At 70.5% G+C, this 12,615-nt stretch carries 12 protein-coding genes and 1 pseudogene; 7 read left to right on the top strand and 6 right to left on the bottom strand.

Annotated features, from left to right (window positions below; all coding sequences use genetic code 11):
- Nucleotides 1-66: 66 nt before the first annotated feature.
- Complete coding sequence (locus UG56_RS01790; RefSeq protein ID WP_052693342.1) at nt 67-1,017, bottom strand: hypothetical protein; 951 nt, start codon at nt 1,015-1,017, stop codon at nt 67-69.
- Nucleotides 1,018-1,171: 154 nt separating this feature from the next.
- Here UG56_RS01790 and UG56_RS01785 point away from each other — a divergent pair, with 154 nt between their 5' ends.
- Nucleotides 1,172-1,837: a TetR/AcrR family transcriptional regulator C-terminal domain-containing protein gene (locus UG56_RS01785; RefSeq protein WP_045547933.1), complete on the top strand. Its 666-nt coding sequence runs from the start codon at nt 1,172-1,174 to the stop codon at nt 1,835-1,837.
- Nucleotides 1,838-2,310: 473 nt separating this feature from the next.
- Here UG56_RS01785 and UG56_RS29090 read toward each other — a convergent pair.
- Nucleotides 2,311-2,517 (bottom strand): annotated as a pseudogene (locus tag UG56_RS29090) (TetR/AcrR family transcriptional regulator); the annotation flags it as partial.
- A 48-nt stretch (nt 2,518-2,565) separates the two neighbouring features.
- On the opposite strand from UG56_RS29090, the gene UG56_RS01775 reads away from it, so the two are divergent.
- On the top strand, nt 2,566-3,000 hold the full coding sequence (locus UG56_RS01775) for an ester cyclase (RefSeq protein WP_045547931.1): 435 nt from the start codon (nt 2,566-2,568) through the stop codon (nt 2,998-3,000).
- 28 nt (nt 3,001-3,028) lie between these two features.
- Here the strand turns inward: UG56_RS01775 and UG56_RS01770 are convergent, their stop codons facing one another.
- Entirely contained in the window at nt 3,029-3,553 is a 525-nt protein-coding gene (locus UG56_RS01770) for a MarR family winged helix-turn-helix transcriptional regulator (RefSeq protein WP_045547930.1), read from the bottom strand.
- A 165-nt stretch (nt 3,554-3,718) separates the two neighbouring features.
- On the opposite strand from UG56_RS01770, the gene UG56_RS01765 reads away from it, so the two are divergent.
- On the top strand, nt 3,719-4,477 hold the full coding sequence (locus UG56_RS01765; RefSeq protein ID WP_256206389.1) for an SDR family NAD(P)-dependent oxidoreductase: 759 nt from the start codon (nt 3,719-3,721) through the stop codon (nt 4,475-4,477).
- A 7-nt stretch (nt 4,478-4,484) separates the two neighbouring features.
- On the opposite strand, the gene UG56_RS01760 is transcribed toward UG56_RS01765, so the two are convergent.
- Nucleotides 4,485-5,516: a LacI family DNA-binding transcriptional regulator gene (locus UG56_RS01760; protein WP_045547928.1), complete on the bottom strand. Its 1,032-nt coding sequence runs from the start codon at nt 5,514-5,516 to the stop codon at nt 4,485-4,487.
- A 94-nt stretch (nt 5,517-5,610) separates the two neighbouring features.
- On the opposite strand from UG56_RS01760, the gene UG56_RS01755 reads away from it, so the two are divergent.
- Both UG56_RS01755 and UG56_RS01750 read left to right on the top strand, forming a co-directional pair.
- Complete coding sequence (locus UG56_RS01755; RefSeq protein WP_045547927.1) at nt 5,611-7,056, top strand: purine-cytosine permease family protein; 1,446 nt, start codon at nt 5,611-5,613, stop codon at nt 7,054-7,056.
- Nucleotides 7,053-8,684 carry an amidohydrolase gene (locus UG56_RS01750; RefSeq protein ID WP_045547926.1) on the top strand — a complete coding sequence of 544 codons (1,632 nt, stop codon included), beginning with the start codon at nt 7,053-7,055 and terminating at the stop codon, nt 8,682-8,684. The genes UG56_RS01755 and UG56_RS01750 overlap by 4 nt, the downstream gene beginning before the upstream one ends.
- Here the strand turns inward: UG56_RS01750 and UG56_RS01745 are convergent.
- The gene (locus tag UG56_RS01745; RefSeq protein ID WP_045547925.1) at nt 8,645-9,370 is read right to left on the bottom strand and encodes a PaaX protein; all 726 of its coding nucleotides are present in this window, start codon (nt 9,368-9,370) and stop codon (nt 8,645-8,647) included. The two genes, UG56_RS01750 and UG56_RS01745, sit on opposite strands and share 40 nt — an antisense overlap.
- A gap of 63 nt (nt 9,371-9,433) precedes the next feature.
- Between UG56_RS01745 and UG56_RS01740 the strand changes: the two genes are divergently transcribed.
- Both UG56_RS01740 and UG56_RS01735 read left to right on the top strand, forming a co-directional pair.
- Nucleotides 9,434-11,077, top strand: coding sequence for an acyl-CoA dehydrogenase family protein (locus tag UG56_RS01740; protein WP_045547924.1), 1,644 nt, complete (start codon nt 9,434-9,436; stop codon nt 11,075-11,077).
- Nucleotides 11,074-11,841, top strand: a complete 768-nt coding sequence (locus UG56_RS01735) for a crotonase/enoyl-CoA hydratase family protein (RefSeq protein WP_045547923.1) — start codon at nt 11,074-11,076, stop codon at nt 11,839-11,841. Before UG56_RS01740 ends, UG56_RS01735 begins: the two co-directional genes overlap by 4 nt.
- On the opposite strand, the gene UG56_RS01730 is transcribed toward UG56_RS01735, so the two are convergent.
- Complete coding sequence (locus UG56_RS01730; RefSeq protein ID WP_256206388.1) at nt 11,817-12,488, bottom strand: TetR/AcrR family transcriptional regulator; 672 nt, start codon at nt 12,486-12,488, stop codon at nt 11,817-11,819. The genes UG56_RS01735 and UG56_RS01730 overlap by 25 nt on opposite strands.
- Nucleotides 12,489-12,615: the final 127 nt, after the last annotated feature.

Below are 12,615 nucleotides of genomic sequence, written 5' to 3'. Positions count from 1 at the left end.
GCCGCCCACCGGAAACCGGTGGTTGAGGTAGCTCGCCCGCCTGCACGTCGCGGGCTGATGTTTCGCTCACCTGCGTTCGAGCAGTCGTTGGTCCAGGCGCCACATGGCCAGGCCCGTCACCGCGACGATGGCGACCAGCCCGATTCGGTCGACGGTGGTGTGGGCCACGGTCGCCAGGCCGCCGATGCTGTGACCGATCAGAGCTCCGGCGATCAGCGCCAGGGTCTCTCGCTCGGTCCACTCGGGCGATGCGGCCATCCGGCGCACGATGAGGTACGACGCCGCGGCCAGTGCCGCGGAAGCCAGCATCGGCACGACCACGACGGGACCGTGGGTGAAGGCTGGCTGCGTGGCGCCGAACATCGGGAAGGTGAGGGCGAAGAACACCAACGTGCCCAACCCGGCGCCGCAGAACAGCCACACCCGGGGAGCAACCTCGACGGTCCCGGGGCTTTCCCGGGTCTGCTGGGCACGCGGCACCAGCCGCAGCGCGACGACCCCGATGGCCAGAACGGCGACGAGGCAGCCGAGCACGAACGCCAGCGGCGCCTGGTAGCCGGGATCCTCCTGAGGCGGGACGCTGCCGCGCAACACGCCGACGCCCAACAGCGCGACCACCGCGCAGACGACCAGGCCGGTGCGACCCAGGTACGGGCGTCCGCGATGTCTCGGGAAGAGCAGGTCGGTCAACGCGATGGGGACAGCCAGGGTGAACACGGCGTGGTAGATGACGTTCGCCTCCCAGTACGGGGCGTTGAACCCGAACACCCGAAGTCCCCAGTCGGCTGCGTCGTAGAGGTGGGGGCTCGTCAAGGCCTGCAGTCCGATCCCGTCCTCGAGGAGCTCGTAGGCGAGGGCCAGCAACAAGATGCTCGGCCAACCTCGCCCACACCTGACGACGAGCTCGCGGATGAGCAGGGCGCCGGCACCGTAGATCGGGATCCACAAGAGCACCAGCCATGCCATCCGGATCGGTGTCGACCCGAGCGCGAGCTCGGCGATCAGCGGTGTGAGCAACAGCAGGGTCCATGCGGCCCGACGGTTCCGCGGTGCTGCTGACCCTGGTGCCCGCTCTGCAGCGTGGTCGCTCATCGGCTCCTCCGGGTGGTTGTCGGTCGTTTCGACGGAAGGTTATCACCGATAAGCATGCTTCTGTCGTACGGTATGCCCCATGCCGCACCCCAAGCGCACCGATCTGCCGGCGATCGTCGCTGCGGCGATCGAGGTGCTCGACGAGCGCGGTCTGGACGGCCTGTCCATGTACGCGATCGCGGCGCGCATCGGGGTCCGTCAACCGGCGCTGTACCACCATGTCGGCGACAAGGAGGAGCTCCTGGCTGCGGTGGCGGCCGAGGTCCTTGATCGCTGGCACACCGACCGCCTGCCGGTCGAGGGCGAGCCCTGGGCCGACTTCCTGACCCGCAATGCCCGAAGCCTGCGCCGGGCGATGCTGTCGGTGCGCGACGGCGCTCGCCTGATCGCCGCCGCGGGTCCCCGCAGCCCGGACCTCGACAACGCGATCGCGCAGACCTCGCTGCTCGAAGCTCAGGGCTTCAGCGGCCCGAACGCGGTACTGGCGTTCATCACCATGGCCCGCTACACCATCGGCGCCACCCTGGAGGAACAGACCGCCCGTGACGGCGCTGCCATCGTGCTGCCGCCTGGTCGCAGTGACGAAGCGGCCGCGCACCTGGCTCACGTGGCAGGTCAGGTGAACGCTCTCGGGCCCGACCACGAGTTCGAGGTGGGCCTCACTGCACTGAGGCATGGTCTGGCCCGTCTACGCGACGTGCTCGAGGAGCCGGCGAACGCGACCCCGCCTCACGCAGACGTCTAGTGCCCCGACGGAGGTACTGCTGATCCGCGTCAGCCGGCCAGCGCCGCGGTGAGCTGAGCCGCCAGCCACTCCTCGTAGCGGGCGCTGGTCCAGCTCGACCTCCGCACCAGCCGGTCGTACACCTCGGGGGAGGTGAGCGTCCAGACGACATCGACCACCTCGTCGAAGGAGCGGGTCGACGGCAGCTCGCCGCGCTCCTCCAGGCCACGGAGTCCGTTGGCGTTGCCGGTGCGCCGCTCGGTGTCGATGGTCGTCACGAACTCCTCCAGCACGGCGTCACCGCCAGGACCGTGGGCGAGGATGACGCCCAGCAGCGGCCCGACCCGGTCCCAGATCATCCGGCACCAGGCGGCGTACGCCCGGGCGTACGCCGCTCGGTCGGTCGCCTCGACCACGGCCCGGAACTGGGGGCGGTCGCTCATCGGCGTCGGGTCGTCGTCGCCGGCGAGCAGGACGTCGTAGACCGCCTTGACGACCTCGGCCTTGCCGCCGACGGAGTTGTAGACGGTCTGCGGACTGACTCCGGCCCGCTCGGCGAGCTGCGGCACGGTCATCGCGAAGAAGCCGTCGGCGAGCAGCAGCTCGCGCGCGGTGTCGAGGATGCGTGCGCGGGTCAGCTTGGCCTGCTCGGCGCGTCGAGCGGTGTTGTAGGGCCTCTTCCCTCGGGAAGCAGATTCCATTAGAGTCCAATTCCATTGGATTGTTGTTCTAACGGAAGGATCATAGCCATGTCCACGACCGCTCTGTCGCGCGCCCTCGCCGTCTTCGACGCGATCAACTCCGGCGACCTCTCCTGCCTCGACGATGCCGTCACTGCGGACTTCGTCGACCACGGCTCGCCCATCCCGCTCCCGCCCGGCCCGGAGGGCTACCGGCAGATCCTCACCGTCGTGCACGACGTGCTGCAGATCCGGTACGTCATCGAGGACTCGTTCGCGACCGATGACCGCGTCGTCATCCGCGCGGTCGCCCACGGCGTCGGGGTCGACGCCATCCACGGCGCGGGCGCGGCCGGAAAGACGTACGTGATGCCGACGGTCCACATCTACCGCGTGGAGGACGGCCGGCTCGCCGAGCACTGGGGCGTGCGCGACGAGTACGGCGCGCGGATCCAGCTCGGCACCGCGATGGCGCCGATGTTCCCTGCGCCCGAGCCCTTCTGAGTTCGCCTCCTGTCGGATCTCGTCCGGCTCAGCTGGAACGCTCCGCCCGTGATGCTGGTGCCCAGCCGTCCTCGTCACGGATGGCTCGCATGATGCGGTGGCTGATCTCGCGCAGCTGGCGAGCCTGGGACTTCGTCAGGCGGTCCAGGACGAGCCGGCGGACGACCTGCACGTGGCCGGGGGTCGCCTGCCGGACCTTCTCGCGCCCGGGTTCGGTGAGGATGGCCAGCGTGTAGCGCCCGTCGTCGGGGTCGGGGGTGCGGCGCAACCACCCTCGGGACTCCAGCCGCACCGCTGCGCGCGAGAGCCGCGAGAGCGTGCTGTTCGCGTAACCGGCCAGCACGCTCATCCGGAGCGTGCTCTCGGGCGCCTTGGCCAGGGCGTACAGGACGCCGTACTCGAAGTGCGTCAGCTGCGCGTCGCTCTGGAGCTGACTGTCGAGGACCGGTGGCAGCCACTCCAGCACCGTCGCCAGAGCGGCCCATGTCTCGAGGTCCTCGCCGGTGAGCTCCGGGGGAGTGGCGGGAGTGGCGGGCCTGGTGGCGTCGGGCATGTCCGCAGCGTACGCGAAAGTGCCGCTTGGGTGTCGCCTTATTGACTTGCTTGGGAAAGTCATCTGATCTACTTTTGACTTGCCTGAGCAAGTGAATTCAACGCCGGAGGCGGCAATGGAGAGGCGGGAATCATGGAGTTGGGCCTGGCTGGCAAGAGGGCATTCGTGAGTGGGTCGACGCAAGGCATCGGCTTCGCGATCGCAGGAGTCCTGGCTGCGGAGGGGGCGGCTGTCGTCGTCAACGGGCGCACCGCGGAGCGTGTCGACGGGGCAGTGGCGCGGCTCAGGGTCGCCGTGCCGACGGCGGACGTCACCGGGATCCCGGCCGACTTCGCGGACCCTGGTCAGGTGCGTGCACTCCTGGGGTCGCTCGGTGAGGTCGACATCCTGGTGAACAACGTCGGCGTCTTCGAGGTGAACGCCTTCGAGCAGATCTCCGACGCGGACTGGCAGCGATACCTCGACGTCAACCTGATGAGCGGTGTCCGTATGTCGCGGCACGTGCTTCCCGCGATGTTGGCCAAGGGGTGGGGCCGGGTCATCTTCGTCGGCAGCGAGTCCGGCGTGAACGTCCCCGCCGACATGACCCACTACGGGGTGACCAAGGCCGGCATGCTCGCCCTGAGCAACGGCCTGGCCAAGCTCACCCGTGGCACCAGTGTCACCGTCAACACGATCCTGGGCGGACCGACGTACTCCGACGGCGTCGCCGAGGCCGTCGGGCACCTCTCCCGGGCCCAGGGGATGCTCCCCGAGCAGCTGAAGAGCGCCATTGCAGCAGGCAACACGACGTCGTTGTTGGAGCGCTTCATCGAGCCGGAGGAGATCGCCCATCTGGCCGCCTACCTGGCCAGCCCGCTCTCCTCGGCCACCAACGGTGCTGCGCTACGCGCCGACGGAGGAGTCCTGACCGGCATGCTCTGATGCCCGGTCATCGATCGCGGGTCGATCCCCGCGCGACGATCCGGCCGGTGGCCAGCTCGGCGGGCTCCGGATGGTCCGTGCCGTCCAGCATGTTGACGAGCCGGGTGACGGCGAGCTCGGCCAGCAGCTGGGGCTGCAGGTCGACCGTGCTGATCCGGGGCTCGGCGGCGCGCAGGTGCGAGGAGTCGGAGCCGCACAGCAGCTGGACGTCGTCCGGCACCCGCCGCCCGAGCGCGTGAAGCCGGGCCTGGGCTCCGGCGGCGTGCGGGCCGGTCAGGCAGTAGATCGCATCGAGGTCAGGAGAGGCGGCGAGCAGCTCGTCGACCGCTGCCGCGCCACCGCTCCCCTCGCTCCGCTCCGGCTGCCGCGAGATCAGCGGCGGCGCTCCGTGCTCGGCTGCCCAGGCGGCGTACGTCGTCTCGGTGTCGAGGTACCAGGCGTTGGGTGTGTCCGAGCTGATGAGCGCGATGCGCCGGGCGCCTCGCTCGTGGAGGAAGTCGAGGACCCGCCGGGTGATCGACTGGGTGAAGATGTCGAGCGCCGGCGCTTCGTCGATGCCGGGCACGCGGCCGACGGTGAGGTAGGGGAGACCGTCCTGCTGCAGGACGGTGACGAGCGGGTCCGCGCGGAGGGGCTCGGTGACGATGAACCCGTCGCAGGCCAGCGCGGTGGAGGGTGCGCCGTCGGCGGTGGGGTCCGCCACGAGCATGAGGCCGTAGCCGTGCCGCATCGCGTTCACCGCGGCAGCCCCCGCGAACTGGAGAACGTAGTCGATGCCCTCGGGCAGCGTCGGCCCGCCCTCGAGCGTACGCAGGACGAGGGCGATGACGCCGAGGCGGCTGCTGCGCAGGCTCCGGGCGAGCACGTCGGGTCGGTAGCCGAGCTCGGTGGCGGCGGTGCGTACGCGTTCGCGGGTCGCGGGCGCGACGGTCCCCTTGCCGCTGAACGTGTGCGAGACCGTCGTCGGTGAGACCCCGGCGCGACGGGCGACGTCCTTGATGCCCGGTCGCGCGCGACGCTCGGCGTCGGAACCTGTCATGGGCCGCAGACTAAACTTCCCGCCATCCTCTTGTCCAAAACGATTTGGGTTCCTACCGTCACATGCCATCCAAAATTGCTCACCAGGAGTTCCGATGGCACTGACCGACTCGACCGACCGCGACGAGCAGCCCGACGCGCCGCTCGCGGTGGAGGCCCACAGCATCGACTTCATCCCGGAGTCGGAGCGACATGGCCGACCGCGTGACCTCTTCGCCGTCTGGGTCGCGCCGAACGTGAACTACCTCAACCTGCTGATCGGCGGCCTGCTGGTCGCCGTCTTCGGGCTGACCCTGTGGCAGGCCGTGGGGGTGATCGTCGTCGGCAGCCTCTTCACGCTGTTCACCGGTGTCGCCGCCTCGAGCGGGCCGGCCGCCGGCGCTCCGAGCGAGGTCATCATGCGAGCGCTCTTCGGTGTACGTGCCAACCGCGTCGCAGTCCTGGTGAACGGCTGGTTCATCAGCGTCTGCTACCTCGCGATCAACTGGGCCACGGTCGCCGTCGTCACCTTCGAGCTCGCGCACCGGGCCGGTCTGGCGACCGACGACCGGGTCAAGGTCGTGCTGATCCTCGCGGTCTCCGCGGTGACGCTCGTGATCAGCGTCTACGGTCACGGCCTGATCCTCAGGCTCTACCAGCCGCTCGCATGGGCGCTGCTGGTCGTGTTCGTCGTCGCCTCCGCGTACGTCGTCGGCCACGCCGACTGGGGCTATCGCCCGGCCGAGCCGCTCCACGGCATCGTGCTGTGGGCGTCGCTGGCGGCGGCGGTCGCCACGCTGGCGTCCGCTCCGCTGTCCTACAACAACAGCGCCGACTTCGCGCGCTACCTGCCCACCCGTACGTCGCCGGCCGCCGTCGCGTGGTGGACCGTCATCGGGTCGGTGCTGCCGAACGTGATCTTCACGCTCGTCGGCGCGCTTGCTGCCACGGCCCTCGACATGACCGATCCGGTGGCCGCGCTCGACGGCATCCTGCCGCGCTGGTTCGGCCCGGTCTTCATGCTGGCCGTCATCCTCGGCACGGTCGCCAACAACGCCATGACGGCCTACAGTTCCGGTCTGTCGCTGCAGGTGGTCGGCATCCGCTGGCCGCGGACCCGCACCGTCCTCCTGGACGGCACCGTGGGCACCTTGATGACGCTGTACGCCGTCCTCGTCTCCGACTTCCTCTCCACGGTGCAGAACGCGCTCCAGCTCGCGGTCGTCATCCTGGGCCCGGTCATGTCGGTGTACGTCGCCGACGTCGTCTGGCGTCGCAACAGGTACGACGGACCGGGTCTCTGCGACACCTCGGCGACCAGCCCCTACTGGTATTCCGGGGGCCTCAACCTGGTCGGCGTCGGCTGTGCGCTGGCCGGGGTCGCGGTGAGCGTGATGGGTGCGGCCGTCGTGTTCGAGACCGGTGGCAGCTTCACCGGATGGATCGCGAGCGCTCTCGGTGGGATCGACGTGTCGGTGTGGGTCGGGTGCCTGCTGCCGGGCCTCGCCTACCTCGTCCTGATGCCCCGCTACGCGGCCGCGCGCCGTTCGGTCGTCCGATGAGTGCCGGCACGGTGACCGTCTACCGCAACGGACGGGTCTTCACGGGTCCCGGAGCGACGGCGTCGACCCTCGTCGTCGACGGGGAGTCGATCGCCCATGTCGGCGACGACGTGCCGGCGGCGTACGCCGACGCCGAGGTCGTCGATCTCGACGGTGCCGCGCTGCTGCCCGGGTTCGTGGACGCGCACACCCACCTGATCGGGCTCGGGACCTCGCTGCAACAGGTGGACCTGCTGCCCGCGACCGACCTGGCAGACCTCCAGCGGCGCATCGCTGCTGCGGCCGCAGCCGACCCGGAGGCCCCCAGGATCGTGGGCCGGAGCTGGCTGTTCGGCCCGCTCGAGGGACGTACGCCGACACGGCACCTGCTCGACGAGGTCGTCCCCGACCGGCCCGTCTACCTGATCTCCAACGACGTGCACAGCGGCTGGGTGAACACCGCGGCCCTGCGGGAGCTCGGCATCGACGACGAGACCCCGGACCCGATCGGCGGATCGATCGCCCGCGACACCGACGGTGTGGCGACCGGGATGCTCTACGAGACCGCCGCGCTCGGCCTCATGCGCGACTTCCTCGAGGGCACCGAGACGGACGAGTCGATCGACGCGGCTCTCGATGCGGCCTTCCGGCACTACCGTGCGGCCGGTGTGACCGCTGCGATCGACATGGGCCTCGGTGAGCTGGAGGTGCCGGCGTTCGAGCGCGCGTTGCGGCGTCACGGCGGCCGCCTGCCGATCCGGGTGGCCGGGCACTGGCTGGTGACCCGGACCGACTCGGTCGAGGGCAACCTCGAGCAGGTACGTCGCGCAGCCGAGCTGCGCGACCGCCTGACCGGTCCCTGGCTGCGGGTCAACGGCATCAAGATCATGGTCGACGGCGTCATCGACAGCTGCACCGCCGCGATGAAGCGACCGTTCGCCGACGGCAGTCACCCGGGTCCGATCTGGGACCTGGACGCCCTCGTCCCGGTCGTCACGGCCGCGGATGCCGCCGGCCTCCAGATCGCCCTGCACGCCATCGGCGACGAGGCGTCGGACGTCGCGCTCTCCGCGCTCGAGCAGGCTGTCACGGCCAACGGTCCGCGCGAACGACGTCACCGCATCGAGCACCTCGAGACGGTGACCGAGGAGAACGTCGCCCGGCTCGCGGACCTCGGAGTGATCGCCTCGATGCAGCCGGTCCACGCGGACCCGCTGATCCAGGATGCCTGGCGGGCGATGCTCGGCGACGATCGTGTCGAGCGGGGCTTTCCCTGGCCCGAGTTCACCCGGGCCGGCGCGCGGCTGGCGTTCGGCACCGACGCCCCGACCGCGCCGTACGCCCCGCTGCCCAACATGTACGTCGCGACCACCCGACGGTCCGCAGTGGCGCCCGACCTGCCCGCCAACCTGCCCGAGTACGCGCTCGGGCTCGGCGAGGCACTCGCCCACGCCACGGCCGACGCCGCCTACTCCGGGGGATGGGAGGCGATCACCGGCACCCTGCGTCCCGGCCTGGCCGCCGATCTCGTCGTCCTCGACCGCGGTCTCTTCGCGGGGGCGCCCGAGGAGATGCTCGAGGCGCGGGTCGTGATGTCCCTGGTCAGCGGTCAGCGGGGGAGTGCGGCGAGCTCGCTCAGCTCGCGCTGATAGGCGCTGTACGTCTCGCGCAGGGCGGCGGCCGGCCAGTCGGCCGGGCGGAGCTCGACGGGGAGGAGCGGGTCGTCGCTGAGGTGGCGCACGATGGCGGCCGCGGTGGCGAGCCGGAGTGCGGGCTGCGTGGTCGAGGCCAGGCGCTCGAGCAGGTGCTCGGCCGCGCGCGTCCATCCGGTCAGGTCCCACAGCGAGGCGGCCAGCTCGGCCGGATCCTGATCGGGCACGGCGGTGAAGGTCTGCAGCACCGGGTCCGAGAAGCGCGGACGCCGGAGGTTGGCCGGGCGGGTCCAGACGCCTTCGCGCAGCTCGGCGAGGCGGTGCGCCTTGAGCGCGTCGCGCAGGACGGCACGCTCGGTGCCGGGGCGGCCGCCGGCGACGACGACGGCCATCTCCCAGGAGCCGTCCCAGGGCTTGTCGGCCGTGTGCACCGCCTCGTCCTGGTGCGCCTGGCGCTGGATGAGCCGTTCGCCGAGACGGTAGCCGTCGTCGGTACGTCGCAGGTCACCGTCGCTGACCGCGCGGGTGAGCGCGACGCGCACGGTCGCCGGGGCGATGCCGAAGAACTGTCCGGCGCGGGCGAGGTCGGCGGGAGTCAACGGGGTCGGATGGGCGCCGAGCATCAGGCTCAGGATGGCAGAACGGGCGGAGAGCGGAGCCAGTTCGTCGCGCGCGGTAACCACCCGCGCATCCTCTCATGCAACATTCATGGACACGACTGTCGGAAATTATGTAACGTCGTCATCATGAGCAGCGCGCACGAGGCCTATTCCACCCATGTGGTCAGCAACCAGGTCCCGCCCTTGGTGGGTCACAACACGGCCGGTGACCCGGTCCTGCGGGAGGGTCTCGAGCGGGAGGGCGCTGCGTGGGCGCTTCCGGAGATCGACGAGCTGGGCCGACTCGCGGGCACCCAGGAGGCGCAGGACTGGGGCCGGCTCGCCGAGCGGGTCCCGCCGCGTCTGCACACCCATGACCGCTACGGGCACCGGGTCGACGAGGTCGAGTACGTCCCGGCGTACCACCAGCTCATGCAGACCGCGGTCGAGCACGGTCTGCACGCCGCCCCCTGGGCCGACGACCGGCCCGGAGCCCACGTCGCGCGGGCCGCGAAGTTCTACGCCTGGAACGTCGACGCCGGGCACGGCTGCCCGATCTCGATGACCTACGCGGTGGTCCCGGCGCTGCGGGCCAACCCGGAGCTCGCCACGCGGTTCGAGCCGCTGCTCACGAATCGGGAGTACGACTTCGGTCTGCGCGACCCCGAGACGAAGCGCGGCCTGATCGCCGGGATGTCGATGACGGAGAAGCAGGGCGGCTCCGATGTACGCGCGAACACCACGACCGCGACGCCACAGACCGACGGAACGTACGTCCTGCGCGGTCACAAGTGGTTCACCAGCGCGCCGATGAGCGACCTCTTCCTCACCCTCGCCCAGACCGAGGCCGGCGTCTCCTGCTTCCTCGTCCCGCGCGTCCTGCCCGGCGGCGAGCGCAACGCGATGCGCTTCATGCGTCTCAAGGACAAGCTCGGCAACAAGTCGAACGCCTCCTCCGAGATCGAGTACGACGCGGCCACCGGCTGGCTCGTCGGCGAGGAGGGCCGCGGGGTGCGCACGATCGTCGAGATGGTCAACATGACCCGCCTCGACTGCGTGATCGGCTCCTCGGCCGGGATGCGCACCGCGCTGACGATGGCGGCGCACCATGCCAAGCACCGCTCCGCGTTCGGCAAGCTGCTGATCGAGCAGCCGGCGATGCGCAACGTGCTGGCCGACCTGCAGGTGGAGTCCGAGGCGGCGACGACCGCGATGCTGCGGCTCGCGGGGGCCAACGACCGGGCGATCCGTGGAGACGAGGGCGAGGCCGCGCTGCGCCGGATCGCCCTGGCCGTCACCAAGTACTACGTCTGCAAGCGGGCGCCGTTCATGGTCAACGAGGCCCTGGAGTGCCTGGGCGGGAACGGCTACATCGAGGACTTCGACGTCGCGCGCATCTATCGCGAGATGCCGCTCCTCTCCATCTGGGAGGGGTCGGGCAACGTGGCGGCCCTCGACGCCCTGCGAGCGCTCGCGAAGGAGCCGCACACGCTGGACGCGTTCCTGGCCGAGGCCGAGCTCGCCGCCGGTGCCGACGCCCGCTACGACGCCGCGCTGGACCGGTTGAAGAAGGAGTTCACCTCCTTCGACGACCTCGAGCTCCGGGCCCGGCGGATCGTCGGGCAGCTGGCCCTGGTCTTCCAGGGGTCGCAGCTGCTGCGGCACGCACCGGCAGCCGTCGCCGACGCGTTCTGCTCCTCGCGTCTCGGCCGGGACTGGGGCGGTGCGTTCGGCACGCTGTCCCCTCGCGGCGACCTGGACGCGATCCTCGAGCGGGCGCTCCCGGTATGACGGTCGAGGTCACCAAGGACGGCCCGGTCACCACGATCGGGATCAACCGTCCCGACGTACGCAACGCCGTCGATCGGGCGACCGCGGAAGCCCTGGTGGCCGCGTTCGAGGAGTTCGACGCCGATCCCGACGCTGCCGTCGCGGTGCTGCACGGCGAGGGCGGCACCTTCTGTGCCGGGGCCGACCTGAAGGCGGTCGCGGGCGGTGACCCCAACCGGTTCGAGCCCGACGGGCACGGCCCGATGGGTCCGACCCGGATGCGCCTGGGCAAGCCCGTCATCGCCGCCGTCGCCGGTCACGCGGTCGCCGGCGGCCTGGAGCTGGCGATCTGGGCCGACCTGCGGGTCGTGGAGGAGGACGCCGTCTTCGGTGTGTTCTGCCGGCGTTGGGGCGTACCCCTCATCGACGGCGGCACCGTCCGGCTGCCGCGGCTGATCGGCACCAGCAACGCCATGGACATGATCCTCACCGGCCGTCCCGTCGGTGCTGAGGAGGCGCTACGGATGGGGCTGGCCAACCGTGTCGTCCCGCCCGGTCAGGCCCTTGCGGCCGCGCAGGAGCTGGCGCGCCAGCTCGCGGCGTTCCCGCAGACCTGCCTGCGTCACGACCGGCTCTCCGTGCTGGAGCAGGAGGGGCTCGGCGAGCAGGACGCGCTGGCCGCGGAGTACGCCCACGGCGTCGTCTCGGTCACCGCCGACACCGTCGCCGGAGCGACCCGGTTCGCCGGCGGGGCCGGACGTCACGGTTCCTTCGGCACCGACTGAGTGACGTACTGGCCGAGCAGCACCTGGATCAGCCGGCGGCCGACGGACGTGGCGTGGGTGCGGTCGGAGCCGGCGAGCCCGAGGAGCGGGTCGAGGCCGCGTACGTGAGGGCCGAGGGCGATGTGGGGAAGCAGCATGATGATGGCGGCGACGAGTGCATCGCGGTCGGTGTCCTCGCGGAGAGCCCCGATGGCGATGCCGAGATCGATCATGCCGCCGATGACCTCGAGGTAGTCGACGTAGACGGCCTCGCGGACGGCGGCGAGCGCGCTGGGGTTGTGCTCGAGGTTGGCCGAGACCAGCATCTGCCGGTGGCGCGGGTGGTCGTAGAAGTAGCTGATCCAGGCATCCATGAGCAGGTTGACCGAGCCGAAGTAGTCGGTCATCCACGGGAGATCGGTGCTCGCCGCCTCCATCGCCGATCGGATGTCGTGACTGGCCCGGGCGATCAGATGGACGAAGAGGTCGGCCTTGTCGGGGAAGTACTGGAACAGGCTGCCCTTGGAGATCCCGGCCTCTCGACAGATCGTGTTGAGGCTGGCCGCGTTGTAGCCCCGGACGCCGAACTCCTCCTCGGCGGCGCGGCGCACGGCATCGCGTTTGGCCTCCGGGAGGCGCTCCCAGGTCGGCGTAGGCACTGGCGCCACCCGCCCCCTCTCATGGCTGGACGCTCGCATCGTAGCGTGCTGCCGAGATGTTCCTTGACCGTGCTGCGGCGGCGCCCCTAGTCTGTGACCGCTGGTCATATGACCACTGGTCACGTTCGGGCGGAGG

It is taken from the genome of Nocardioides luteus (assembly GCF_000960475.2).
In the GTDB taxonomy this organism is placed as follows: Bacteria; Actinomycetota; Actinomycetes; order Propionibacteriales; family Nocardioidaceae; genus Nocardioides; species Nocardioides luteus_A.
The sequence above is the reverse complement of the archived record's forward strand: the minus strand, read 5'-3'. Positions and strand labels throughout refer to the sequence as shown.